Raw genomic sequence first — 24,967 nt, 5'->3', positions numbered from 1 at the left:
GACAACGAGGCCAGTTTGCCTTGTTCATGGCGGATGCGTCAGCCGTGGGAGACAGCGATCACAGGGGGCCGCACGGTAAGGCACCAAGGTCCTCACACAGTCTCCCCACGGATCCGCCCGCGGCCGGCCGAAGAGGGCGGTGGCGGAGCACCCCGCACGCACAGCTGACGGACCGTCAGATCGGCGCTACGGTGCTTCGTATGGAGACCACGGAAACCACGGAGCACCCCGCGCCCCCCTTCCCGAAGATCATCTCGGTGGACGACCACACGGTGGAGCCGCCGGGTGTCTGGCAGGACCGGCTCCCCGCCGCGTACCGGGACCGGGGGCCGCGCATCGTCCGCGCGCCGCTGAAGGAGATGACGTTCCTGGGCGGCAGGTTCGCGCCCGTGATGGGTGCGCCCGGTGACGACGGGCCGGTCGGCGACTGGTGGGTCTACGAGGACCTGCACCGCCCGCTCACCCGTCTCGACACCGCCGTCGGCTACCCGCGCGACGAGATCAAGCTGGAGATCATCACGTACGAGCAGATGCGGCCCGGTTCGTACGACGTGCCGCAGCGCTTGGCCGACATGGACGTCAACCATGTCCGGTCCGCGCTCTGCTTCCCCACGTTCCCGCGCTTCTGCGGCCAGACGTTCACCGAGGCCAAGGACCGCGAGCTGGGGCTGCTCGGGGTCAGGGCGTACAACGACTGGATGGTGGAGGAGTGGTGCGGGCCCGCGGCCGGGGGGCGGCTGATACCCCTGACGCTCATCCCGCTCTGGGACGCGGAGCTCGCGGCGCGGGAGGTGCGGCGCAACGCCGCCCGCGGCGTCCGCGCGGTCGCCTTCTCCGAGATCCCGCCGCACCTGGGGCTGCCCTCCGTCCACACCGACGACTGGGACCCCTTCCTCGCCGCCTGCGACGAGACCGGCACGGTCATCGCCATGCACATCGGCTCCAGCAGCCGGATGCCCTCGACGTCCGCCGACGCACCGCCCGCGGTCGGCTCCACGATCACCTTCGCCAACTGCTGCTTCTCGATGGTCGACTGGCTGATGAGCGGCAAGTTCGAGCGGTTCCCGAACCTGAAGGTCATGTACGCGGAGGGCCAGATCGGCTGGATCCCCTACATCCTCGAACGGGCCGACGTGGTGTGGGAGGAGAACCGCGGCTGGGGCGGCGTCGCGGACAAGGTGCACCGGCCGCCGTCCGAGCTCTTCGCGGAACACGTCTACGGCTGCTTCTTCGACGACGCCTTCGGCCTGCGGAACCTGGACGCGATCGGGGTCGGCAACGTCCTGTACGAGACGGACTACCCGCACTCCGACTCCACCTGGCCCAAGTCCCGCGAGGTCGGCGAGGCCCAGATGGGCCACCTCGCGCCGGACGTGGTCGACCGGATCGTGCGGCGCAACGCGGTCGAGCTGCTGGGGCTCACCGAGGACGGGCTGTGGGCGCCGTGAAGGCCCGCACGTCTCTTGCCCGTCGGGCCTTCGAGCCGCAGCGCGATGTCGATATGACGGTCCATCACATAAGGAGGGGCGGCTCGTGGAGATGACGCCGCAGGGGCGGCTGGCGTACGGGATGCAGCTTCCCGTGCAGTCGCAGAGCACCCTCTACGCCGAGACCTGGGAGGCGGCGGCGGGCCCGGCGGACCTGGTCGAGATCGCCCGCACCGCCGACCGGTCCGGCTTCGCCTACCTCGCGAGCTGTGACCATGTGGCCGTCCCGCGGCGCCTCGCGGACGGCATGAGCACCGTCTGGTACGACCCCGTCGCGACGCTGGCCTTCCTGGCGGGCGTGACCGAGCGCGTCCTGCTGCTCAGCCATGTCGCCGTGGTCGGACTGCGCCACCCCCTCGTCACCGCCAAGCAGTACGCGACCCTCGACCACCTCTCGGGCGGCCGGCTGGTCCTCGGTGTCGGCGCCGGGCACGTACGGGAGGAGTTCGAGGTGCTCGGGGTGGACTTCGAGCGCCGGGGGCAGGTGCTCGACGAGGTCCTCGACGCCCTGCGCGCCGCGCTCGGCCCCGACGAGTACCCGGTGCACCACGGCAAGCTGTACGACTTCGAGGGCCTCGGGCAGCGCCCGCGTCCCGCGCAGGACCGGGTCCCCGTCTGGATCGGCGGCTCCTCGCCCGCCGCGGTGCGCCGTGCGGCGGTCCGGGGGGACGGCTGGCTGCCGCAGGGCGATCCGCGCGACCGGCTCCCGGAGCGGATCGCCGCGCTCCACCGGCTCCGGGCGGAGGCGGGAGCCGCCGGCCCCTTCGTCGTCGGGGCCATCACCGAGCCGCTGTACGTGGGCGAACCCGCCTGGGACGTCGGGCGCCGGACGCTTCGCGGGGCGCCGGACGCGATCGCCGAGTCCCTGCGTGCCTACCGCGCGATGGGCGTGCACCAGATCCAGGTGCGGTTCCGCTCGCGGAGCCGCGGTGAACTCCTCGACCAGATGGCCGCTTTCGGCGCGGACGTCGCGCCCCACCTCGACTAGGGAGAGCCATGGGCAAGCTGGACGGACGTGTCGTCCTCGTCACCGGTGCCGCGCGCGGGCAGGGCGAGCAGGAGGCGCGCCTCTTCGTCGAGGAGGGCGCCCGTGTCGTGATGGCGGACGTGCTGGACGACCAGGGGGAGGCGCTCGCCAAGGAGATCGGCGCCCGGTACGTCCACCTCGACGTGGGCTCGGAGGACGACTGGCGGGCGGCCGTGGCCGCGGCGAAGAGCGCGTACGGGCGGATCGACGGGCTGGTGAACAACGCCGGCATCCTGCGCTTCAACGAGCTGGTGGGCACCCCCCTGGAGGAGTTCCAGGAGGTGGTGCGGGTCAACCAGACCGGTGTCTTCCTCGGGATCAGGGCGGTGGCCCCGGAGATCGCGGCGGCGGGCGGCGGCACGGTCGTCAACACCGCCTCGTTCGCGGGCCTGACGGGCATGGCGTACGTGGGCGCGTACGCGGCGACCAAGCACGCCATCGTCGGGCTGACCCGGGTGGCCGCCCTGGAGCTGGCCGCCCGGAACATCCGCGTCAACGCCGTCTGCCCGGGGGCCGTCGACACGGCGATGAGCAACCCGGCCCAGCTCGATCCGCACGCGAACGTGGTGGACAGTGCCGAGGCACTCGACGCGGTCTACAGCAAGCTCGTGCCGCTCGGCCGGATCGGCCGGCCGGAGGAGGTCGCACGGCTCGCCCTCTTCCTGACCTGCGAGGACTCCTCATACATCACCGGGCAGCCGTTCGTGATCGACGGTGGCTGGCTGGCCGGGGTGAGCGTCGTCTGACCGGGCGGCGGCACCGGCTTATCTGACAGCACGTCAGCTATTGACGGTCCGGGCGCCCGGTGGAACAGTCGGGCTCAACATATCTGACGGTGCGTCAGAAACACCGTCGTCGGCGACAGGGACGGTGAACCGCCTTGGAATTCGGGCTCTTTGTACAGGGATACGTGGGCAAGCGTGCCGAGACCGACCCGCTCGCGGAGCACAAGGCGCTGATGGAGGAGACCGAGTACGTCATCCAGGCGGACGCGTCCGGCTTCAAGTACGCCTGGGCGTCCGAGCACCACTTCCTGGAGGAGTACTCGCACCTCTCGGCCAACGACGTCTTCCTCGGCTACCTCGCCCACGCCACCGAGCGCATCCACCTCGGCTCCGGGATCTTCAACCCCCTCGCGCAGGTCAACCACCCGGTGAAGGTCGCCGAGAAGGTCGCCATGCTCGACCACCTCTCGGAGGGCCGCTTCGAGTTCGGGTCCGGGCGCGGTGCCGGGTCGCACGAGATCCTCGGCTTCATCCCCGGCGTCACCGACATGAATTACACCAAGGAGATCTGGGAAGAGACCATCGCCGAGTTCCCCAAGATGTGGCTCCAGGACGAGTACCCCGGGTTCCGGGGCAAGCACTGGCAGCTGCCGCCGCGCAAGGTGCTGCCCAAGCCGTACGGGAAGTCGCACCCCGCCATGTGGTACGCCGCCGGGTCGCCGCCGTCGTACGCCATGGCCGCCCGCAAGGGGCTCGGCGTGCTCGGCTTCAGCGTGCAGAAGGTCTCCGACATGGAGTGGGTCCTGGAGCAGTACAAGACGGCGATCGTCGAGGCGCGGCCGGTCGGGGACTTCGTCAACGACAACGTGATGGTGACGTCGACGGCCGTCTGCGCGCCCACCCACAAGGAGGCCGTCCGGATCGCGGCCGGTGGCGGCCTGCACTACCTGCAGTCGCTCGTCTTCCGCTACCACGACACCTTCCCGCGGCCCGAGGGCTTCCCCGTGTGGCCCGAGACGCTGCCCGAGTTCAACGAGGAGATCATCGAACTCCTCATCGCGGAGGAGCTGTTGATCTGCGGCGACCCCGACGAGGTGCTGACCCAGTGCAAGCGCTGGGAACAGGCGGGGGCCGACCAGCTCTCCTTCGGGCTGCCCATCGGCATCTCGCGCGAGGAGACGCTCCAGACGATCAGGCTGGTCGGCGAGCACGTGATCCCGAAGATCGACACGGATCCGGTGCACCGCACGACCCGGTTCCGCCAGGCCGCGTGACGCAGGCAGAGACGCGAGGAAGGGGCCGCTCATGCTCGACCACCTGATCAGGGGCGCGACGGTCGTGGACGGGACCGGCGCGCCCGCCTGCACCGCCGACGTCGGCATCCGCGACGGCCGGATCGCCGCCGTCGGCCACGTGACCGAGGAGTCCAGGACGGCCGAGGACGCACACGGTCTCGTCCTCGCCCCCGGTTTCGTCGACCCGCACACCCACTACGACGCCCAGCTCTTCTGGGACCCGTACGCGACCCCGTCCCTGAACCACGGGGTGACCACGGTCGCGGGCGGCAACTGCGGCTTCACCCTCGCGCCGCTGAACCCCGGCCGCCCCGGGGACGCCGACTACACGCGCCGCATGATGTCCAAGGTCGAGGGCATGTCCCTGGTCGCCCTGGAGGAGGGCGCGCCCTGGAACTGGCACACCTTCGGCGAGTACCTGGACGCCCTGGAGGGACGGATCGCCGTCAACGCGGGCTTCATGGTGGGGCACTGCGCGCTGCGCCGGTACGTCATGGGCCCGGACGCGGTGGGCGGGCAGCCCACCCCGGAGCAGCTGGCCGAGATGCTCGCCCTCTTCCACGACGCGATGGAGGCCGGGGCCTGGGGGCTCTCCACCACCCAGTCCTCCACGCACTCGGACGGCGACGGCCGGCCGGTCGCCTCGCGGCACGCCCGGCCCGCCGAACTCCTGGCACTCGCCCGGGCCGTGGCGGATCACGAGGGCACCCAGATCGAGGCGATCGTGGCGGGGTGCCTCGACCAGTTCAGCGACGCGGAGATCGACCTGTTCGTGCGGATGAGCGCGGCGGCGGGGCGGCCCCTGAACTGGAACGTCCTGACGATCGACGCGGCCGTGCCCGAACGGGTGCCGCGCCAGCTGGAGGCGAGCGAGCGCGCCCGCCGGGCCGGCGGCCGGATCGTGGCACTGACCATGCCGATCCTCACCCCCATGAACATGTCGCTGCGCACCTTCTGCGCGCTGAACCTGATCCCCGGCTGGGGCGAGGTGCTGAGCCTGCCCGTGCCGGAGCGCATCGCGCGGCTGCGCGACCCGCAGGTGCGGGCGGAGATGCTGCGGCGGGCGGACAGCAAGGAGGCCGGGGTCTTCCGCCGGCTCGCCCACTTCGGGCGCTACGTCATCGGGGACACCTACAGCCCGGCGAACAAGGGCCTCACCGGCCGCGTCGTGCAGGACATCGCGGCCGAACGCGGCCAGGAGCCCTTCGAGTGCCTCGTGGAGATCTGCGCCCACGACGAGCTCCGCACGGTGCTGTGGCCGATGCCCAGCGACAACGACCCCGACTCCTGGGCCCTGCGGGCAAAGACCTGGCAGCACCCGGACGTCCTGCTCGGCGGCTCCGACGCGGGCGCCCACCTGGACCGCATGTGCGGAGCGCCGTACACGACCCGCTTCCTCGGCGACTGTCTGCGCGGACGCAAGCTGGTGCCGCTGGAACAGGCGGTGAGGATGCTCACCGACGACCCGGCACGGCTCTTCGGGCTGCGCGAGCGCGGCCGGATCACGGAGGGCTTCCACGCGGACCTCGTCCTCTTCGACCCGGCGCGGATCGACGCGGGCAAGGCCACCCTGGTGCACGACCTGCCGGGGGACAGCCCGCGGCTCGACGCGAAGGCGATCGGGGTGACGGCGGTGTGGGTCAACGGGGTCGAGGCGATCCGCGACGACGCGGTCACCGGCGCCGTACCGGGCAGGGTGCTGCGCTCCGGGCGGGACACCCGGACGGTGAGCACCCGGTGAGCGCGGTGCGCCGGCCGGCCGGGGAGGCGGGGTGAGCGAGGGACAGCGGCTGTTCATCGGGGGCCGGTGGGTCGCTCCCGACGACGGCTTCCACGAGGTGACGGACCCGGCGACCGAGACCGTCGTCGGGCTGGCCCCGGAAGCGTCCCGGGAGCAGGTGTACGCGGCGACGGCCGCCGCCCGGGAGGCCTTCGGGGCCTGGTCCCGCACCCCGGCCGAGGAGCGGGCCGCCGTCCTCGGCCGGGCGGCCGGGCTGATCCGGCGCGACCTGGTCGCGTCCGCGGATCTCGCCCAGGCGGAGACCGGAGCGACGACGGGCACCGCGCGCGGCATGCAGGTGGGTGTGGCCGCCGCCCGGTTCCAGCGGTACGCGCGTGTCGAGCCGGTGGAGCAGCCGCTGCCGCCGCAGGTCAACGAGGCCGGGCCGTTCGGGCGGGCGGCCGTGATGGGCGCGCTGGCGGTGCGCCAGCCGGTCGGCGTGGTCACCTGCATCACGTCGTACAACAACCCCTGGGCGAACCCGGCGGGCAAGGTCGCGCCCGCCCTGGCCATGGGCAACACGGTCGTCGTGAAGCCCGCCCCGCAGGACCCGCTCTCGGTGTACCGGATGGCCCAGGCGCTGGAGGCGGCCGGGGTGCCGCCCGGAGTCGTGAACGTGGTGGGCGGCTCGCGGGCGGAGGTCGGGCAGGCCGCCGTGGACTCGCCCGATGTGGACATGGTGAGTTTCACGGGTTCGACCGAGGTCGGACAGCGCATCGCCGAGGTGTGCGGGCGCGGGATGAAACGGCAGCTGATGGAGCTGGGCGGCAAGGGCGCCGCGGTCGTCTTCGACGACGCCGACCTGGACTCGGCGGTGGCCGGGATCGGGACGACGTTCTCGTTCTACAGCGGGCAGATCTGCACGGCGCCGACCCGGGTGCTGGCGCAGCGGTCGGTGTACGACCGGCTGGTGGAGCGCCTCGCCGCGTACGCCGGGCAGCTGCGGGTCGGTGATCCGCGCGAGTCCGGCACGGTCGTCGGACCGGTGATCTCGGCGGCCCACCGGGACCGCGTGGAGTCGTACGTCGAACTCGGCCGCAAGGAGGGCGCGCGGGTCGTGGCGGGCGGCCGGAGACCGCCGGGCGAGCGGGGCTTCTACGTGGCGCCGACCCTGCTCGCCGACTGCACCCCGGACATGCGGGTGGTGCGGGAGGAGATCTTCGGACCGGTGGTCGTGGTGGTGCCCTTCGACGACGAGGACGAGGGGATCGCGCTGGCCAACGACAGCGACTACGGCCTGATCGACTACGTCTGGTCGGGCGACGTGGCCCGGGCCTTCCGGGTGGCCCGCAGGCTGCGGGCGGGCGGCGTCGGCGTCAACACCGTGGGCCGCAACATGGAGGCGCCGTTCGGCGGGTTCAAGAAGAGCGGGGTGGGACGGGACGTCGGGTCGTACGCGCTGCACGCCTACAGCGAGGTGCAGTCGATCGTCTGGGCGGGGTGACCGGGCGGGCCCCGGGGGAGTGACCCGGGGCCGGTCGCCGGCCCGGCCCGGGTGTGCGGGCCTGCCCGGCCCGGGCGGTCAGTCGGTGAGATCGACCCGCACGGTCAGCAGGTGGGTGCCGAGAGCGCGGACCGCGGTGCTGTTCAGACGCGGCAGGGACCGCAGCCGGGCCCGCGCGTCGTCGGTCGGCAGCGGGTGCGCGACATCATGGTGCCAACGGCCGTGGACCCGCACTCTGACCTGAGGGTTCACCCGGATGTTGCGCACGTACTGCGACTTCTCCCCGTACTCGGAGACGAGCCAGAACGTCTGCCCGGTCCGGCGACCGCCGACGGGCGTCCGGCGGGGCAGCCCCGAGCTCCGTCCGGTGGTCTCCAGCAGCGTCTGGAACGGCAGCCGGCGCAGCACCGGGTTGGCGATCCGCCGCTGGAACGACGTGACCGCCCGGAACTTGACCTCCTGGTACCGCGACATCCCGCGTCACTCCGTCCCCTGGTCGCCCTTGCCGGTGACCGTACTCCCCTTCCCTCCGTCGTCGTCGACCACCTCCGGCCGGTGCCGGGGGCGGTCGGGCGGGCGCCGCGGGGCCGCGCCGTCAGGGGCGGCCGAGGAAGACGGGATTGGTGAAGGCGGCCAGTGCCCCCGGCAGGGCCGGCGCTGTGGGCGCGTGGCGCACCTCGGCCCGCACGTAGGCCGCGTTGGCCGCGGTCGTGCGCCACTCGGCGGTGCCGGACCCCGAATCCGGCAGGGCCGAGGTGAACAGCACGCCCTGGTCGGTGACGAAGCGGACCGTGCAGCCCGCGGCGCCCGTCACCTCCAGCCGGACGGTGACGGGCGCATCCCGGTCCACCCGCAACCGCCCGCCGATCCCGGCGTGTTCGCCCTTCGGCCCGGTCGCCGCGAACGCGAGCGACACCGACCGGGACTCGGCGACGTAGGAACGGCCGGCCCGGATGCCCTCCTGGATCGCCTCGCGGCTCAGGTCGTCGGCGAGGACGACGGTCTGCGGCAGGCCGACCGGGTCGGGGTCGCGGTGGGCGTCGCTGTTGCCCATGGCCGGGAGCCAGGCGCCGCCCGAGCGCACCGAGGCGACGAGCATGCCGTCCCAGTCCGCCAGCGCGATCTCGTCGTCCGGCGTGTAGGCCCCGTTCCACACCTCCACCGCGTCCGCCTCGCCGAAGCCGAACTTCCAGTTGCAGCCGATGCAGGTCGCGTGCGGATGGGCGGGCACCACGAGACCGCCGGCCCGGCGGATCTGCCGGGCGTACCTGCCGAAGCGGTTGTCGCGGGCCCGGTAGCGCCAGTCGACGAAGGTGCCCGGGTCGGTGCCGAGGGCCACCACGTGCCCGTTGCGGGTCGTGACCTCCTCACCGAGCATGATCAGCAGGTCGTCGCCCGCCAGGTCCGCCCAGTGGGGGTGCGCGGAGTGGGTGTTGTGGTCCGAGCTGTTGATGAAGTCCAGGCCCGCCGCCCGGGCCAGGGCGGCGATCTCGGCCGGGGTGCGGCGGCCGTCGGAGTACCAGGAGTGCAGGTGGCAGTCGCCGCGGTACCAGGCCCGGCCGCGCCCCCTCGCCCGGGAGGGCGGATAGGCCGGTTCCACCACGGCACCGGGCGCGCCGTACGTGAGCGTCACGGTGAGCTCGTAGGGCAGCCCCTGCGGCGCCACCGTGTACGGGCCGAGGGCCACGTGCCAGGTCCCGGCACGCACCGGCCCGGGGATGTAGCCCGGCGTCGCGTCGTCCGCCCGGATGAAGAACTCCGTACGGGCGCCTCCCGACCAGCCGCGGAAGCCCGCGCCGCCCGGCTCCGTGCCCCGCTCGTCGAAGATGCCGATGTCGAGGGCGTTGCCCTGGGTGCCGGCCGGGACCGCGGGCTTCTCGTACGTGTACGCGACCCTGATCTCCCGCACGCCTGACGGCACGTCGACCGGCACGTACACGAAGTCGGGGGCCCCGGCCGGCAGGGTGCCCCGCACGGTCCTGGTCTCCCGGCCGTCCGCCGCACCGGCACCGCTCGCGAAGCCCACGCCTCCCGAGGTGAGCGCGGCGACGGCGCCCGTCACGAACAGGGCGCGCCTGCCGACACCGTGGTCGTCCTCGCACATACTGCTGCTCCCGGGGTGAGGTGAGGGACGGGGGTGGTGCGAATCACTCTGGTATTCAGCCGTGAACTCCGGTGCAAGGGAAGGGGATCCGCGCCTATCGACTTGGCGGCGCGAGTGCTAGGAAGTGCCCATGCGGATCGCCACCACGATCTTCCTCACCGACGAGACCGTCGCCCCCGTCCGGCTCGCGCGCGCTCTGGAGGAGCGTGGATTCGCCGGGCTGTACCTGCCCGAGCACACGCACATCCCGGTCGAGCGCACCACCCCGAACCCGTCGGGCGGGGAGCTGCCGCGCGAGTACGGCCGGACCCTCGACCCCTTCGTCGCACTCGCCCAGGCGGCGGCGGTGACGCGGGACCTCGGGCTCGGCACCGGCATCACGCTGGTCGCCCAGCAGGATCCCATCGGCCTCGCCAAGCGGGTCGCGACCCTCGACCGGCTGTCCGGCGGCCGGTTCACCTTCGGGGTCGGCTTCGGCTGGAACGTGGAGGAGGCCGCCGATCACGGGGTGCACTGGAGCACGCGCCGGGAACTGGTCCGCGACCGGATGGCTCTGATGCGCGCGCTGTGGGCGGACGGACCGACCGCGTACTCGGGGGAGTACGGCAGCGTGCGGGCGAGCCACGCCCATCCCAAGCCGGTGTCGGCACCGCGCGGACCGGTCGTCGGGCCGCGCACGCTCCTCGGCGGTGCGGCGGGACCGAAGCTGTTCGCGCACGTCGTCGAGTACGCCGACGGCTGGATGCCGATCGGAGGGCGCGGCCTGGCCGAGTCGGTCCCCGTCCTGCGGGCCGCCTGGGCCGACGCGGGACGCGATCCGGCGGCCCTGCACGTCGTGCCGTCCGCCGTGCGCCCCACGCAGGGCAAGCTCGCGCACTACGCCGGCCTCGGCATCGAGGAGGTGGTGGTGCAGCTGCCGCCCGCCGGGGAGGCGGAGGTGCTGCGCGTGCTGGACACGTACGCCCCGTACGTGACGGGCCCGGAGTGAGCGGCGCGGGACCGGCGGCGTCCGGTGCCGCGGGGCCGGGGGCGGCCGGAGGCGTGGGTCCGGGGGTGGCCGGAGGCGTCCGGCCCGGCGGTACGAATCGGACAGCGCCTGTTTCGCCTGATCACCCCAATCGTATGCTCGACGGATGACGACTTCCGAGACCTCCGGGACCGGGCCGACCGCGAACTCCATGCGGCGTGCGCTCAAACGCGCGCGTGACGGCGTCGCGCTCGACGTCGGCGAGGCGGCCGTCCTGCTCCAGGCGCGCGGCGCGGACCTGGACGACCTGGCGGCGTCCGCGGCCCGGGTGCGGGACGCGGGGCTCGCCGCGGCGGGCCGCCCCGGCGTCATCACGTACTCGAAGAGCGTCTTCGTCCCGCTGACCCGGCTGTGCCGGGACAAGTGCCACTACTGCACCTTCGTCACCGTGCCCGGCAAGCTGCGCCGGGCCGGGCACGGGATGTTCATGTCCCCCGACGAGGTGCTGGACATCGCCCGCCGCGGCGCCGAACTCGGCTGCAAGGAAGCCCTGATCACCCTCGGCGACAAGCCCGAGGACCGCTGGCCCGAGGCCCGCGAATGGCTGGACGCGCACGGCTACGACGACACGATCGCCTACGTACGGGCCATCTCGATCCGCATCCTGGAGGAGACGGGCCTGCTGCCGCACCTCAACCCGGGTGTCATGTCGTGGACCGACTTCCAGCGGCTGAAGCCGGTCGCCCCGTCGATGGGCATGATGCTGGAGACCACCGCCACCCGGTTGTGGAGCGAGCCCGGCGGGCCGCACCACGGATCGCCCGACAAGGAGCCCGCCGTCCGGCTGCGTGTCCTGGAGGATGCGGGCCGCTCCTCCGTCCCCTTCACCAGCGGCCTGCTGATCGGGATCGGCGAGACGTACGAGGAGCGCGCCGACTCCCTGTTCGCGCTGCGCCGGATCTCCCGCGCCTACCACGGCATCCAGGAACTGATCATCCAGAACTTCCGCGCCAAGCCGGACACCGCGATGCGCGGCATGCCGGACGCGGAGCTGGACGAACTCATCGCCACCGTCGCGGTCGCCCGGCACATCATGGGTCCGGCCGCCTGCCTCCAGGCGCCGCCCAACCTGGTGGACGCCGAGTACGGGCGGCTCATCGGCGCCGGAATCGACGACTGGGGCGGCGTCTCACCGCTCACCATCGACCACGTCAACCCCGAGCGCCCCTGGCCGCAGATCGACGCCCTCGCCGCTCAGTCCGCCGCGGCCGGCTTCGAACTGCGGGAACGGCTGTGCGTGTACCCGGAGTTCGTGCAGCGCGGCGAGCCGTGGCTGGACCCGCGGCTGCTGCCGCACGTACGGGCGCTGGCGGACCCGGAGACCGGCCTCGCCCGTGCGGACGCGGTTGTCGAGGGGCACCCGTGGCAGGAGCCCGACGAGGCGTTCACCGCGTCCGGGCGCACCGACCTGCACCACACCATCGACACCGAGGGACGCACCGGCGACCGGCGCGAGGACTTCGATCTCGTCTACGGCGACTGGGACTCCCTGCGCGAGGCGGCGGCGCCCGGGATGGTGCCCTCCCGCATCGACACCGACGTGCGCCAGGCGCTCGCGACGGCGGCCGACGACCCGACGCGGCTCACCGACGACGAGGCGCTCGCCCTGCTGCACGCGGACGGCCCCGCCCTGGACGCGCTCTGCCGGATCGCGGACGACGTCCGCAGGTCGGTGGTCGGCGACGACGTCACGTACATCGTCACGCGGAACATCAACTTCACCAACGTCTGCTACACCGGCTGCCGCTTCTGCGCCTTCGCCCAGCGGCGCACCGACGCCGACGCCTACACCCTCTCGCTGGACCAGGTCGCCGACCGGGCCCGGCAGGCCTGGGAGGTCGGCGCGGTGGAGGTCTGCATGCAGGGCGGCATCCACCCCGACCTGCCGGGCACCGCGTACTTCGACATCGCGCGGGCGGTGAAGGAGCGCGTCCCCGGGATGCACGTCCACGCCTTCTCCCCGATGGAGGTGGTGAACGGGGCCACCCGCACCGGCCTGTCGATCCGGGAGTGGCTGACGGCGGCCAAGGAAGCGGGCCTCGACTCCATCCCCGGCACCGCCGCCGAGATCCTCGACGACGAGGTCCGCTGGATCCTCACCAAGGGCAAGCTGCCCACCGCGACCTGGATCGAGGTCGTCACCACGGCACACGAACTCGGCATCCGCTCCTCCTCGACGATGATGTACGGGCATGTGGACCAGCCCCGGCACTGGCTCGGCCACTTCCGCACACTGGCCCGCATCCAGCAACAGACGGGCGGCTTCACGGAGTTCGTGACGCTGCCGTTCATCCACACCAACGCGCCCGTGTACCTGGCGGGCATCGCCCGTCCCGGCCCCACCGTCCGCGACAACCGCGCGGTGACGGCCATGGCCCGCCTGCTCCTGCACCCGCACATCCCCAACATCCAGACCAGCTGGGTGAAGCTGGGCACGGAGGGCGCGGCCGAGATGCTGCGCTCGGGCGCCAACGACCTCGGCGGCACCCTGATGGAGGAGACCATCTCCCGCATGGCCGGATCGAGTTACGGCTCCTACAAGTCCGTGAAGGACCTGACCGCCGTGGCCGAGGCGGCGGGCCGTCCCGCGAAACCGCGCACGACGCTGTACGGCGAGGTCCCGGAGGAGCGGCAGCGGGCGGCCCTGGCCTCCGACGGCCACCTGCCGGAGCTGCTGCCGGTCCTGGAGTAACGCCCCCTCACGGAGTGTCCGGCGCCTCCGGCTCCCGCCCGGACGGCAGATGGATCACGACGAGCACGAGGCCGGCGAGCGTGACGACGCGCGTCGCCGCGTCGAGCCCGTTCCACGTCTCCGACTGCCACATGGCGAACCACTCGCCGCCGACCCCGATGAACCCGGCGCCGAACAGGAGCAGGACCATCAGCAGGCCGTACGTCGACAGGCGCCGCGCCTCGGTGTGCCGGCGCCGCGCCCACAGCCAGGTGCCGGCGATCAGCACGAGCGCGGAGAGCGTCTCCCACACGATGATCGCCACGTAGGCCGTGTCCTGCAGTGCCTTGGACTCGACGGCCCGCCACATCAGGTCGTCGTCCTTGAAGGTGGTGTCCATCGCGAGGACATGCCGCACGAACTGCTGATTGGTCCCGAAGTCGGTGATGTTCCCGAAGGCGACGAGCGCCATGTAGAGGGCGACGGTGGCGGTGAGGAGGGCCCCGGTCAGGGAGAGAGTGGAGTGGGAGCGCGAGGCTCGTGTGACGGCCATGGCTCCGACTATGCCGCCGGAGACGGTGTGACTCCCAGCGGTTTTTCGGCGCGTTGGGCCAGACTGGGCCACGACCGAAGGACCGGCGGAGGGAGCGGCGGATGGCGCGGGCACGGCCCTCGACGCAGCAGGTGATCAACGAGCGCAGCCGGCGCGCGTTCGTCGGGCGGGACGCCGAACGCGCACTGTTCCGGGCGAACTTGGAGCACGTGCCGCAGGACGACCGGCACACGTTCCTCTTTCACGTGCACGGCAACGCGGGCGTCGGCAAGACGTGCCTGGTGCGGGAGTGGGGGCGGATCGCGCGGGAGTGCGGGGCGCTCACCGTGTACGTCGACGAGGCCGTGGGCAGCGTGCCCGAGGCGATGGCGGCGATCAGCGCCCGGTGCGCCCGGGAAGGGCACCGCCTCAAGGGACTCGACCGCCTGCTGGCAGCCCACCGCGACCGGCGCCACGAGGCGGAGACGGCGGTCGCCGCCGCCCTCGAACCCCGGGCCGGCCGGACCCCGGACACGCACGGGCCCGAGGCACCGGCCCAGCCGTCGCAGCTGACCCTCGCGGCGACCCGGGCGGGACTCGTGGGCCTGGGCCTCGTGCCCGGCGTCGGCGCCTTCGCCGGAGCGGTCGACCCGGTGCAACTGGCGCAGGGCGCGGACCGGTTGCGGGCGTCCATGGGTGGCAGGCCGCGCAACGAGGAGGACATGCGTCTGGTTCTCGCCCCCGAGCAGGTCCTCACTCCGGTGCTGCTGGACGAGCTGGCCGGGATCGCCACCCGGGTTCCCTGGATCGTCCTCTTCTTCGACACCTACGAGCGCACCGGGCCCTTCCTCGACGGCTGGCTGCACGACATGCTCGGCACGGACCGCCACGGCGGAGCCCTGCCGGACAACGTCGTGGTCGTCACGGCCGGGCAGTTGCCGCCGGACACCGCCCGCTGGGGCGGCCTCGCGGACTCCGTCACGGACGTGCCGCTCGGGCCGTTCACCGAGGCGGAGGCGCGCCGGCTGCTGGCCGGCCGGGACGTGGTCGCGGAGCCGGTCGTGCGGGAGGTGCTGCGGCTCACCGGGCGGCTGCCGGTGCTGGTCTCGACCCTGGCCGCGCACCGGCCCGCCGCACCGGACGAGGTGGGCGACCCCAGCGTGACCGCCGTCGACCGCTTCCTGAAGTGGGAGCAGGACCCCGTACGCCGGGCCGTGGTCCTGGCCTGCGCCCTGCCCCGGCGGCTGGACGCGGACGTGTTCCGGGCGGCGTCGGGGTGCGGGGACGACGAGGCCGACGTCCTGTTCGCGTGGCTGCGGGAGCTGCCGTTCGTCGGCGACGGCGGGAACGGCGTGCGGTACCACGACGTCGTACGGGCCCCGATGCTCCGCCTGGAGCGCCGCCGTTCACCGCGCGGCTGGACGGAGCGGCACACGCGGCTGGCCGGGACGTTCGGGCAGTGGCGCGGCGAGCTGGAGGCGGGCCCGGACACCGAGGCGCCGTGGGCGGACGAGGAGTGGCGGGAGCTGCGCCTCGCGGAGTCGTACCACCTGCTGTGCGCCCGTCCCCGGGCCGCGCTCCCCGGGGTGCTGGCGGACACGGTCCGCGCGAGCGACCAGGGCGAGGCGGTGGCCGCGCGATGGGCCCGGGTCCTGGCCGAGGCGGGCGAGGACGCGGACGCCCGGGACGTGGCGCGCTGGGGACGCGAGCTGACCGAGGCGCTCGCCGGGACCGGCGCCACCGCCGGCACGGCCCCCGCGGACACCGGAGTCGTCGCCGCGCTGGGCCTGCTGCTGAACCGGGCCGGGCTCGACGGGCCCGGGGAGGCGCTCGCCCGCACGGCCCGCGGTGCGGCCCTGCGGCGCGCGGGCGCCCACGCCCGGGCGCTGGCCGAGTACGACCGGGCGGTCGCCCTCGACCCGGAGGCGGCCCGCGCCTACCGGGGGCGCGCCATGAGCCGGGGGGACCTGGGCGACCACGAGGGCGCCGTCGCCGACCTGGACCGTGCGCTCGCACTGGTGCCGGACGACGGCCGGGCCTACTCCATGCGCGGGGAGTACCGGCGGATCCTGCACGTGTACGACGCCGCGATCCGCGACCTCGACCGGGGGATCGCCCTGGACCCGGGCCATGCCTTCGCCTGGGCCTCCCGGGGAGCCGCGCGGCTCGGCCGGGGCGAACTGGACGCCGCTCTCGCGGATCTGGACCGGGCCCTGGAACTGAACCCGGAGTACGGCTGGGCGCTGGCCCGCCGGGCGCGCGTGTGGCGCGCCCGGGGTGAGCACGCCCGGCAGCTGGCGGACCTCGACCGGGCGGTCCGGCTGCAGCCGGACTGGGCGTGGGGCGCCTGCGAGCGGGGCGACGCCCTGCGGGTCGCGGGCCGCCACGAGGAGGCCCTCGCCGACTACGGGAGGGCGCTCGCGCTGGACGACGCGTACGCGTCGGCGTACGCGAGCCGGGGCGCCTGTCTCGGCGCCCTCGGACGGCATGCCGAGGCCCTCGCGGACCTGGACCGGGCGCTGGAGCTCAGGCCGGGGTACGCGTGGGCCCTGGAGCAGCGTTCGGCCGTCCTGGACCGGTCGGCCGGGAGCACGGGGTGACCCGTGTCCGGCCCGGCGGGTGAGCACGCGGGCGTCCACGGGCACTCACCGAGCGGTCCCCTGCGGGCACTCACCGAGCGGTCCCCTGCGGGCACTCACCGAGCGGTCCCCTGCGGGGGGCTCACCCGGTCCCCCGCGGGGGCTCGCCGCACGCGGGCATCCGCAGGGGACCGGCGGTCCTCAGTGGGCGAGACGCTGGCCGAAGAACGCCTCCTTCTCGGGGGCGCCGAGCACACCCGGACCGAAGGACGCGATGTTGCCCGTCGTCAGCCCGGCCTTCGAGCCGCGCAGCACCCAGACCGCGCCGGAGTCCTGGTAGGTGTTGTCCTCCAGCGGGGCCGCCGCGACGAGGTCGGCCCGGTTGTTGGCGTTGACGTCCACCAGCAGCACCGTACGGCCGAAGTTGTCGCTCTTCTCGGACGCGCCGGGCACGCCGGACGTGGACTGGTTGAAGGCCTGGGCCCCGGAGCCGGTGAGGCCGGACGCGCCGCCCTTCAGCAGGACCACCGCGCCCGCCTCGCGCACGGAGCCGATGTCCTCGCCGGGGACGCCGACCGCGATGTCCGGGTAGCCGTCACCGGTCACGTCGCCGGCGGCCAGCGAGTAGCCGAACTGGTCGCCGAAGTTGCGGTCGTTGTCGCCCGCCTCGTCGACACCGGGCACGCCCGCCGTGTTCTGGGTGATCTTGGCGGTACGGGTGGAGGGGCCGTTGGCCGAGCCGTAGACGACCCGGACCGCGCCGGCGTCGTAGTCCATCATCTCCGACACCGGGTCGACCTGGCGGGCCACGAAGTCGCCGTATCCGTCCTGGTTCACGTCGGCGACGACCCCGCCGACCGTGTAGTGGCCGGTGCTCTTGAAGGTGGAGCTCAGGCCGGTCGAGGTGCCCTGGTAGAAGCGGGACTTGTACTGCATCTCCTCGAAGCCGTGCGTGGTGACGACGTCGTCCTTGCCGTCGCCGTTCATGTCCCCCACGGCGACGTCCTGGGGACCGGACTCGTCCGCGATCTCCAGCGTGTCGGTCCGGGCGGGGACGCCGGCCCGGGTGATCGGGCCGAAGCGGACCTCCAGGTTGCCGTTGGCGTTGACGACGAGGTCGGCGTGACCGTCGCCGTCGATGTCGCCGGCCGCCACCCGGTAGGAGGGGTCGGGGAGCGCCACGGCGTCGCCGAGTCCGTCGGCGGAGCCCCAGAGCACCATGGGGGCGTAGTAGCTGCCGACGGCCAGGTCGGTGTAGCCGTCCCCGTCGAAGTCGCGCGCGGCCGTGCTGGTGCCGAAGGTGCCGTACTCCATGAGGTCGCCGGGCACACCGGTGGTGGCCTGCGAGATCAGCTGGGGGTGCGCGGTGTCGGAGCCCGCGGAGGAGCCGTACACGACGGAGACCGAGCCGGCCTGGTGGACGCCCGACACGGTGGCGAAGGGGGCGCTGATCGCGAGATCGGCGAAACCGTCGCCGTTGAAGTCCACCACGGGCGTTTTCGGGGCGGCCGCGGCGGCCGGCCCGGCGGACAGGACCAGGGGTGCGGTCAGCAGTGCGGCGAGCGCCGCGCACCGCGCGACGCCGCGACGGCTCTTGGGGTGAGGCACGAGGGACTCCGAAAGTCGGTTCCTGGTTGGGCGGTCGTTCATCTGGACCCACGAGAGGCGGAAACGGTTGTGGTGCAGGTGACCGATCGCACGCCTGAACGGACCGTTCCCGTTCGATTACAGTGCTGAGCGATACGGACCGGAGGAGGGCGTGGTGGGTGCGACATCCGGTGCCGTATGGGGCCGCAGGGAGCAGCAGGACTTCCGCAGCCGGGTGCGCGGGACGCTGCTCGGTGCCGCCGTCGGCGACGCCCTGGGCGCGCCGCTCGACGGGCTCGCCCTGGAGGAGATCCGGGAGGCGCACGGCGCCGCCGGCCTCACCGACCTCGCCTTCGGGCACGGCAGCCGGGGCGCGGTCAGCCACCTCACCCAGCTCACGCTGTTCACCCTCGACGGCCTGATCCGCGCCCAGGTGCGCCGCGACACCGGCGCCTGGCACCCGCCCACCGACCTGCACCGGGCCTACCGCCGCTGGGCCGCGACCCAGAGCGACTGGGGCCCCGACGAGCGCCGCAAGGACGACGGCTGGCTGGCCCGCGAGGAGTGGCTGTACGCCCGGCGGGCCCCGTCCCGCGCCTGCCTGCTGGGCCTCGGCGACGACACCATGGGCACGCTCGACGCGCCCAAGAACCCGGGTGAGCCGGGCGCCGAGGCGGCCGCGCGGTCAGCGCCCTTCGGGCTGCTCGTCGGCTGGGAGCCGCAGCTGGTGATGCAGCTCGCCGTGGAGTGCGCGGCGCAGACGCACGGGCACCCGCTGGCCTACCTGTCGGCGGGCGCGTACGCGGTGGTGGTGCACGCGCTGGCGCGCGGGGAGAGCCTCGACGGCGCCGTGCAGCGGGCGCTGGCGCTGCTGGCCGCGCGCCCGGGGCAGCAGCCCGTCACGGACGCGCTCCAGCACGCCCTGGGGGCCGTGCGGCAGGGGATGCCGACGCCGGCCCGGGTCGAGGAGCTCGCCGGGGAGGGGACGGCGGAGGGACTGCTGGCGGTGGCCGTGTACTGCGCGCTGGTCGGCGAGGACGTGCGGCAGTGCCTGTCGCTGGCGGTGAACCACGGCGGGCCCTCGGGCGCGGCGGGCGCCCTCACCGGGGGGCTGCTCGGCGCCCTGCACGGCGAGACGGCCCTCCCGCCGGCCTGGCTGGCCGAGCTGGAGGGCCGTCCCACGATGCTGGTGCTGGCGGACGACTTCGCCATGGAGATGACCCAGGGACCCGCACTGCACGGGCCCGCCGGATCGTCGCCGGGCTGGCTCGCCCGGTACCCGCGCGCCTGACCGGACGACCGCCGGCCGGGCGCCCGGTCAGTCCTTGACGGGCGTGCCCACCACCCCGTCCGCCGCCCCGGCCGGGGCCGGGATCGAGGCCGCCGCCGACCCCGAGCCGTCGTCGTCCGTGTTGATCATCTCGATGACGGCGTCGCGCTCCGGGGTGTCCTCGGGCTTGAGGAGGCCGATGAGGACGTACAGGGCGAGGGAGATCGCCATCGGGACGGAGACCTGGTACTCCAGCTTCACGTCCGTGCGCTGGGAGAAGTCCAGGTGGTAGTTCATCAGGAAGAAGGCGAGCAGACCGCAGGCCCAGCTGGTGAGGGCCGCCGTCGGTCCGGACTTCCGGAAGGGGCGGAGCAGGCCCAGGATGAACGGGATCGCGATCGGCCCCATGAGTCCGGCCACCCACTTGATGACGACCGTGATGATGTCCTTGAAGGTGGGGGAGTTGACCTGGGTCGCCACCGCCATGGAGAAGCCGAGGAAGGCGACGGTGGTGACGCGTCCGGCGATCAGCCCGGCCCGGGAGTCCCAGGTCCGCGCGGCCTTGGAGAGCACCGGCATGATGTCCCGGGTGAACACGGCGGCGATGGCGTTCGCGTCCGAGGAGCACATGGCCATCGTGTGGGAGAAGAACCCGACGACCACGAGGCCCAGCAGGCCGTGCGGCAGCAGCTGTTCGGTCATCAGGCCGTACGCGTCGGAGCCGTCCGGCTTCTCGGCCGTCACCAGCAGCGGGGACAGCCACATCGGGATGAAGAGGATGACCGGCCACACGAACCACAGCGCTGCGGACAGGAAGGCGGAGCGCGTGGCCTCCTTGGCGCTGCCCGTCGCCATGTAGCGCTGGGCCTGGTTCCACATGCCGCCGTTGTACTCGAAGAGCTTGATGAAGAGGTACGCGATGAAGAAGACGGTCATGTAGGGGCCCGCGAACCCGTCCGCGTGACCGTCCAGCTTCGGCGAGTCGAGCGCCTTCGACAGCCCGCCCTGGTCGGCGATCTTGTTCAGCGCGATGACCAGCATCGCGACACCGGCGAGCAACTGGATGACGAATTGCCCGAGTTCGGTCAGCGCGTCGGCCCACAGCCCGCCGATCGTGCAGTACACGGCCGTGATGCCGCCGGTGATGATGATGCCCTGGGTGAGTGTCACCCCGGTGAAGACGCTGAGCAGGGTGGCGATGGCGGCCCACTTGGCGCCGACGTCCACGATCTTCAGCAGGATGCCGGACCAGGCGAGCGCCTGCTGGGTCGGCAGGTTGTAGCGGTCCTTCAGGTACTCCAGCGGCGAGGCGACGTGCAGTCGCGAGCGCAGCCGGTTCAGCCGGGGCGCGAAGGCCTTGGCGCCGATCGCGATGCCGATGGCGATCGGCAGTGACCAGGTGACGTACGAGGTGATGCCGTAGGTGTACGCGATGCCGGCGTACCCGGTGAACATCACGGCGCTGTAGCCCGACATGTGGTGGGAGATGCCGGACAGCCACCACGGCATCTTGCCGCCCGCGGTGAAGAAGTCGCTGACGTCGTCCACGCGCTTGTGGGACCAGATGCCGATCGCGGTCATCACGCCGAAGTACGCGACCAGGACGGTCCAGTCGAGACCGTTCATGTGCCCCCTCCAGGGGTCCGCCTTGTGAATCTGCAGATACCGGACGGCACTTCGCCAGTACGCACGTGGGCGGTGCCCCGTGCGGGAGCGGGGACTTGGTGGATTGAACCGCCGGTTCGACCGGCCGGTCAAGCCCTAAGCGGTCACGGATATGAACGCAGATCAGAAAGCAGAACGATTTTACTTCCTCTTGACCTGTAGGGATGTTGTCGGGCGCGTGACGTGAACCACACGATGAGCGGGCACTTCGCCAGACGGACCAGCGACAGGAGACAGGCGTACGGGATGCGGGTCCCGTACGGCCGGGAAGGGAGGACGACCGCCCCGACTACCGCATGAGTTCGCCGGCGTTCACGAGCAGGGACTGCCCGGTGATCGCCCGCGCCCGGTCGGACGCCAGGAACACCACGGCGTCCGCCACGTCCCCGTCCGTGGCCAGCTCGGGCAGCGCCATCCGCTCGGTCAGCCGCTCGCGCACGACCGCCTCGGACACGCCCTCGGTGTGCGCCGTGAACTGCACGTACGCCTCGACGGGCGGGCCCCACATCCAGCCCGGCAGCACGGTGTTGACCCGGATCCGGAACGGGCCGAGCTCCCGCGCCAGTGAGTACATCGCGCTCGTCAGCGCACCCTTCGACGCCGCGTACGCCGCCTGCCGCACCTGTGAGGGGGCGGCCACCGCGGACTGGGTGCCGATGACGACGACGGAGCCGCCGCCCTCCTTCAGCGCGGGCAGGCAGGCGCGGGTCATCCGCAGGGTGCCGAGCAGGTTCACATCGATGACCGACCGCCAGGTGGTGAAGTCCGCGTCCTCCAGGCCGCCGAAGTAGCTGTCCCAGGCGGCGACGTGGACGACCGCGTCGATCCGCCCGAACCGTTCCCGCGCGAGCGCCGCCAGGGCCTCGCACTGCCCCTCGTCGGTGATGTCCGTCGCCCGGTACGCGGTGTGGGCGCCGTCCGGGTCGAATTCGGCGGCCGACTTCGCGAGGTTCGCCTCGGTCCGGGCCCCGAGCACCGCGTTCCCGCCGTCGCGCACGACGGCCGCCGCGACCTGGTGGCCGAGCCCGGCGCCGACACCCGAGACGACGACGGTCTTGCCCGCGAGCAGCGACATCGGAGGCCTCCCGGCTCTGGCGCATTGTCTGACGGGGCGTCAGAGTATGGGCTGCCGTCGGAGGAAGGAAGTCCCGCGGGCGACCCACGCGGGACCCGGGCAGGAAAGGGGAGCGTCGTGAACGAGGACACCCGCAGTGAGGTGTACGCCGAACTGGCCGCCGTCGGCCCGTACGGAGTGCACCCCGGCCACGCCCTGATCACCATGGTCGAACCCCACCCGGGCCACGAGTACGCCTACAACCGCTGGTACGAGGACGACCACTACTACGCGGGCGCCATGGCGATGCCCTGGATGTTCGCCGGCCGCCGCTGGGTGGCCACCCGCGACCTCCAACTGCTGCGCTACCCGGAGAGGTCGGCCGTCGCCCAGCCCGTCACCGCGGGCTGCTATCTCTCCACGTACTGGGTCACCGAGGGCCGGTACGACGAGCACATGCGCTGGACCGTCGGCATCAACAAGCGCCTGAACCGCGACCACCGCGTCCACCGGGAACGCACCCACGTCTTCACCGCGTTCCAGGACCACGAGGCCACGGTCTACCGCGACGGCACGGCCGGCCCCCGCGACTTCCACGCCCTCGACCATCCCTACGCCGGGCTGGTCGTGCAGGTCGTCGACGCCGAATCCGCCGCGCAACGCGCCGAGTTGCTGGAATGGCTGCGCACCCGGCACCTCCCCGAGCGGCTGACCGGCTCCCCGTCCGCCCTGGTCACCGTCTTCCGGCCGACCCCCCTGCCCGGCGACCGCATGACCTACGTCAAGCAGGTCGAGGGCGTCGACACCCGGCTGACCCTGCTGTGGTTCCTCGAGACGGACCCGCGGGAGGCCTGGGAGGCATGGTTCACGGGTCTGGACGAGGCGGTGGCCGCGTCGGGCCTCGGCCGGGTCGAACTGGTCGCCCCCTTCGTCCCCACGGTGCCCGGCACGGACACCTACGTGGATCTGCTCAGGTAGCCGTACGGGGAAGGACTCGGCCGGGCGTACGGGAACCCGGCTCGGCCGGGCGCACGGGGCGGGCGTCCCGGGAAAGGCCGAGCCCCCTCGGCCAGGACGGCGGGCCGGACGAGAGGGCTCTGTCGGTGGTGCGTATGCAGTTGGTCGGTGCGGTTGTGGAGTCGGTGCATCAGGTGAGGTCGAAGGCTCCCCGGCCGACCTCCGCCACGAAGGCGTTCCACGAGTGGGCGGGGAACGCCAGGGTGGGACCTCCGGGGACCTTCGAGTCCCGGACGGCCATCGCCGCGACGAGCGGGGACTTGACCTCGACACACGCGCCGTTGCCGGTGGAGTACGAGGACTTCGTCCAGGTGTCCGTGGCGCCTTGCTGGATTGCCATTTTTGCTCCGGTAGCCAGTCGTTGAGTTGCTGTCACCGCGCTGCGGGTTCCTTGCGGAACCCGCGGTTCGGTTTGCGCCAACGTTGTTGCTCGATGGCGTGATCGACGCTACTCGCCCACCTCGGTGGGCGAAGCGACTATTCACTCGACTGGATGGCATATTCCAGGGGGGTCTTCCATCCCGGTCCGGCGAAGGTGTAGTGTCCGCACCTTCTTCCCGGGGAGACCGCTTCCGGGGCTCCCGCGGGCCCGGACCACGGCGCGAGGCTCAGCGCGCGTACTCCTTCGCGATGTCCGCGATGAACTGGCGGGACTGCTCGACGTTCAGTGCCTGCGCCCGCAGGTGCTCGTACATCACGCTGTACTTCTGGACGTCGTTCGCCTTCTCCAGGTAGAGGTCGCTCGTCACGCCCTCGATGTAGACCACGCTGGAGTCCGCCGCGTCCGGGAACTCCAGGATCGCGTACTGCCCGTTGAGCCCCGGGTGCGCCCCCATGTCGAAGGGGATCACCTGCACGGTGACGTGCGGCAGCTGGGACTGCTCGACCAGGTGCTCCAACTGGTCCCGCATGAGGGAGCGGTTGCCGACGGTGCGGCGCAGCGCGGCCTCGTCCAGCACGGTCCACAGGCGCAGCGGGTTGTCCGGGGCGGAGATTCGTTCCTGCCTGCGCAGCCGCACCTGGACGCGCTTGTCGATGTCGGCCGGAGCCGTCTCCGGCAGCGCTCCGGCGATCAGGGCCTCCGCGTACGGCCGGGTCTGGAGCAGGCCGGGCACGACCTGCGGATCGTAGACGCGCAGGGACGCGGCGTCGGTCTCCAGGCCGATGTAGACGCTGTACGGGATGTCGCCGAAGGAGTGCCACCAGCCCTGCTGGCGCGAGTCCTTGGCCATCTGCATCAGCGAGTCGACGATCCGGTGGTCGTCGACCTCGTAGACCCCGCAGAGGTCGCGGACGTCGCGCTGGCTGATACTGCGCCGTCCGTTCTCCAGCCGGCTGATCTTCGACTGCGAGACGAGCAGCCGCTCGGCCACCTCTTCGGCGGTCATGCCCTTGAGCTCACGGAGCCGGCGCAGCTCCTGACCCAGCCGGCGCCGCCGAACGGTGGGATTGACACTTGACGCCACGGGACGTGCACCTCCGGCTGCGGGCCTCTACTTTGCGTATCTGCTGTTGAGCAGATTGCCACCAAGGTGCTTTCTACCGCTGGGAAACGGTGGATATGCGCTGCGTACACGACAGTTCGGGACGGGCCCGGTACATGCGGCCGCGGGGGGGGGGGGGGGGGGGGGGGGGGGGGGGGGGGGGGGGGGGGGGGGGGGGGGGGGGGGGGGGGGGGGGGGGGGGGGGGGGGGGGGGGGGGG

Annotated in this window: 19 protein-coding genes; 11 read left to right on the top strand and 8 right to left on the bottom strand. The window is 72.7% G+C overall.

The features are described 5' to 3' along the window. The first annotated feature begins 200 nt into the window (after window positions 1-200). The 6 genes from ACZ4NT_RS31045 to ACZ4NT_RS31020 all read left to right on the top strand — a co-directional run bounded on the left by ACZ4NT_RS31045 (window position 201) and on the right by ACZ4NT_RS31020 (window position 7,758). Window positions 201-1,448, top strand: a complete 1,248-nt coding sequence (locus ACZ4NT_RS31045; RefSeq protein WP_121402342.1) for an amidohydrolase family protein — start codon at window positions 201-203, stop codon at window positions 1,446-1,448. A 91-nt stretch (window positions 1,449-1,539) separates the two neighbouring features. Beyond that, window positions 1,540-2,475, top strand: a complete 936-nt coding sequence (locus ACZ4NT_RS31040) for a TIGR03619 family F420-dependent LLM class oxidoreductase (RefSeq protein ID WP_121404677.1) — start codon at window positions 1,540-1,542, stop codon at window positions 2,473-2,475. Window positions 2,476-2,483: 8 nt separating this feature from the next. Continuing rightward, on the top strand, window positions 2,484-3,260 hold the full coding sequence (locus tag ACZ4NT_RS31035; protein ID WP_121402343.1) for a glucose 1-dehydrogenase: 777 nt from the start codon (window positions 2,484-2,486) through the stop codon (window positions 3,258-3,260). Window positions 3,261-3,394: 134 nt separating this feature from the next. After that, on the top strand, window positions 3,395-4,513 hold the full coding sequence (locus ACZ4NT_RS31030; protein ID WP_121402344.1) for an LLM class flavin-dependent oxidoreductase: 1,119 nt from the start codon (window positions 3,395-3,397) through the stop codon (window positions 4,511-4,513). Window positions 4,514-4,544: 31 nt separating this feature from the next. Further along, window positions 4,545-6,275: an N-acyl-D-amino-acid deacylase family protein gene (locus tag ACZ4NT_RS31025; protein WP_467728474.1), complete on the top strand. Its 1,731-nt coding sequence runs from the start codon at window positions 4,545-4,547 to the stop codon at window positions 6,273-6,275. Window positions 6,276-6,306: 31 nt separating this feature from the next. Continuing rightward, a complete protein-coding gene (locus ACZ4NT_RS31020; RefSeq protein WP_121402346.1) occupies window positions 6,307-7,758 on the top strand; it encodes an aldehyde dehydrogenase family protein in 1,452 nt (483 codons plus the stop codon). Window positions 7,759-7,836: 78 nt separating this feature from the next. Here the strand turns inward: ACZ4NT_RS31020 and ACZ4NT_RS31015 are convergent, their stop codons facing one another. Both ACZ4NT_RS31015 and ACZ4NT_RS31010 read right to left on the bottom strand, forming a co-directional pair. After that, entirely contained in the window at window positions 7,837-8,232 is a 396-nt protein-coding gene (locus ACZ4NT_RS31015; RefSeq protein ID WP_467728473.1) for a nitroreductase/quinone reductase family protein, read from the bottom strand. 121 nt (window positions 8,233-8,353) lie between these two features. Beyond that, window positions 8,354-9,862: a CehA/McbA family metallohydrolase gene (locus tag ACZ4NT_RS31010; protein WP_467728472.1), complete on the bottom strand. Its 1,509-nt coding sequence runs from the start codon at window positions 9,860-9,862 to the stop codon at window positions 8,354-8,356. Window positions 9,863-9,992: 130 nt separating this feature from the next. Here ACZ4NT_RS31010 and ACZ4NT_RS31005 point away from each other — a divergent pair, with 130 nt between their 5' ends. Further along, window positions 9,993-10,850, top strand: a complete 858-nt coding sequence (locus ACZ4NT_RS31005; protein WP_467728471.1) for a TIGR03619 family F420-dependent LLM class oxidoreductase — start codon at window positions 9,993-9,995, stop codon at window positions 10,848-10,850. A 145-nt stretch (window positions 10,851-10,995) separates the two neighbouring features. Continuing rightward, window positions 10,996-13,581 (top strand): bifunctional FO biosynthesis protein CofGH, encoded by a 2,586-nt coding sequence (locus ACZ4NT_RS31000; RefSeq protein ID WP_467728470.1) that lies wholly within the window; start codon window positions 10,996-10,998, stop codon window positions 13,579-13,581. Window positions 13,582-13,588: 7 nt separating this feature from the next. On the opposite strand, the gene ACZ4NT_RS30995 is transcribed toward ACZ4NT_RS31000, so the two are convergent. Next, the gene (locus tag ACZ4NT_RS30995; protein ID WP_467728469.1) at window positions 13,589-14,113 is read right to left on the bottom strand and encodes a DUF2165 domain-containing protein; all 525 of its coding nucleotides are present in this window, start codon (window positions 14,111-14,113) and stop codon (window positions 13,589-13,591) included. Between the two features lie 101 nt (window positions 14,114-14,214). On the opposite strand from ACZ4NT_RS30995, the gene ACZ4NT_RS30990 reads away from it, so the two are divergent. Then, the gene (locus ACZ4NT_RS30990) at window positions 14,215-16,692 is read left to right on the top strand and encodes a tetratricopeptide repeat protein (protein WP_467728468.1); all 2,478 of its coding nucleotides are present in this window, start codon (window positions 14,215-14,217) and stop codon (window positions 16,690-16,692) included. A gap of 180 nt (window positions 16,693-16,872) precedes the next feature. Here the strand turns inward: ACZ4NT_RS30990 and ACZ4NT_RS30985 are convergent, their stop codons facing one another. Then, window positions 16,873-18,279 carry an FG-GAP-like repeat-containing protein gene (locus tag ACZ4NT_RS30985; RefSeq protein WP_467728467.1) on the bottom strand — a complete coding sequence of 469 codons (1,407 nt, stop codon included), beginning with the start codon at window positions 18,277-18,279 and terminating at the stop codon, window positions 16,873-16,875. A 154-nt stretch (window positions 18,280-18,433) separates the two neighbouring features. On the opposite strand from ACZ4NT_RS30985, the gene ACZ4NT_RS30980 reads away from it, so the two are divergent. Further along, window positions 18,434-19,549 carry an ADP-ribosylglycohydrolase family protein gene (locus ACZ4NT_RS30980; RefSeq protein WP_121402354.1) on the top strand — a complete coding sequence of 372 codons (1,116 nt, stop codon included), beginning with the start codon at window positions 18,434-18,436 and terminating at the stop codon, window positions 19,547-19,549. A gap of 27 nt (window positions 19,550-19,576) precedes the next feature. Here the strand turns inward: ACZ4NT_RS30980 and ACZ4NT_RS30975 are convergent, their stop codons facing one another. Further along, on the bottom strand, window positions 19,577-21,154 hold the full coding sequence (locus tag ACZ4NT_RS30975) for a sodium:solute symporter family protein (RefSeq protein WP_467728466.1): 1,578 nt from the start codon (window positions 21,152-21,154) through the stop codon (window positions 19,577-19,579). A gap of 328 nt (window positions 21,155-21,482) precedes the next feature. Continuing rightward, complete coding sequence (locus ACZ4NT_RS30970; protein WP_121402356.1) at window positions 21,483-22,268, bottom strand: SDR family oxidoreductase; 786 nt, start codon at window positions 22,266-22,268, stop codon at window positions 21,483-21,485. Between the two features lie 117 nt (window positions 22,269-22,385). Between ACZ4NT_RS30970 and ACZ4NT_RS30965 the strand changes: the two genes are divergently transcribed. Then, window positions 22,386-23,225 carry a hypothetical protein gene (locus ACZ4NT_RS30965; protein ID WP_467728465.1) on the top strand — a complete coding sequence of 280 codons (840 nt, stop codon included), beginning with the start codon at window positions 22,386-22,388 and terminating at the stop codon, window positions 23,223-23,225. A gap of 169 nt (window positions 23,226-23,394) precedes the next feature. Here ACZ4NT_RS30965 and ACZ4NT_RS30960 read toward each other — a convergent pair whose 3' ends face one another. Both ACZ4NT_RS30960 and ACZ4NT_RS30955 read right to left on the bottom strand, forming a co-directional pair. Further along, on the bottom strand, window positions 23,395-23,604 hold the full coding sequence (locus ACZ4NT_RS30960; protein WP_121402358.1) for a DUF397 domain-containing protein: 210 nt from the start codon (window positions 23,602-23,604) through the stop codon (window positions 23,395-23,397). Between the two features lie 268 nt (window positions 23,605-23,872). Next, window positions 23,873-24,730, bottom strand: coding sequence for a Scr1 family TA system antitoxin-like transcriptional regulator (locus ACZ4NT_RS30955; RefSeq protein WP_121402359.1), 858 nt, complete (start codon window positions 24,728-24,730; stop codon window positions 23,873-23,875). Between the last annotated feature and the right edge of the window lie 237 nt (window positions 24,731-24,967).

Source organism: Streptomyces sp. NPDC026417 (assembly GCF_055567695.1).
The sequence above is the reverse complement of the archived record's forward strand: the minus strand, read 5'-3'. Positions and strand labels throughout refer to the sequence as shown.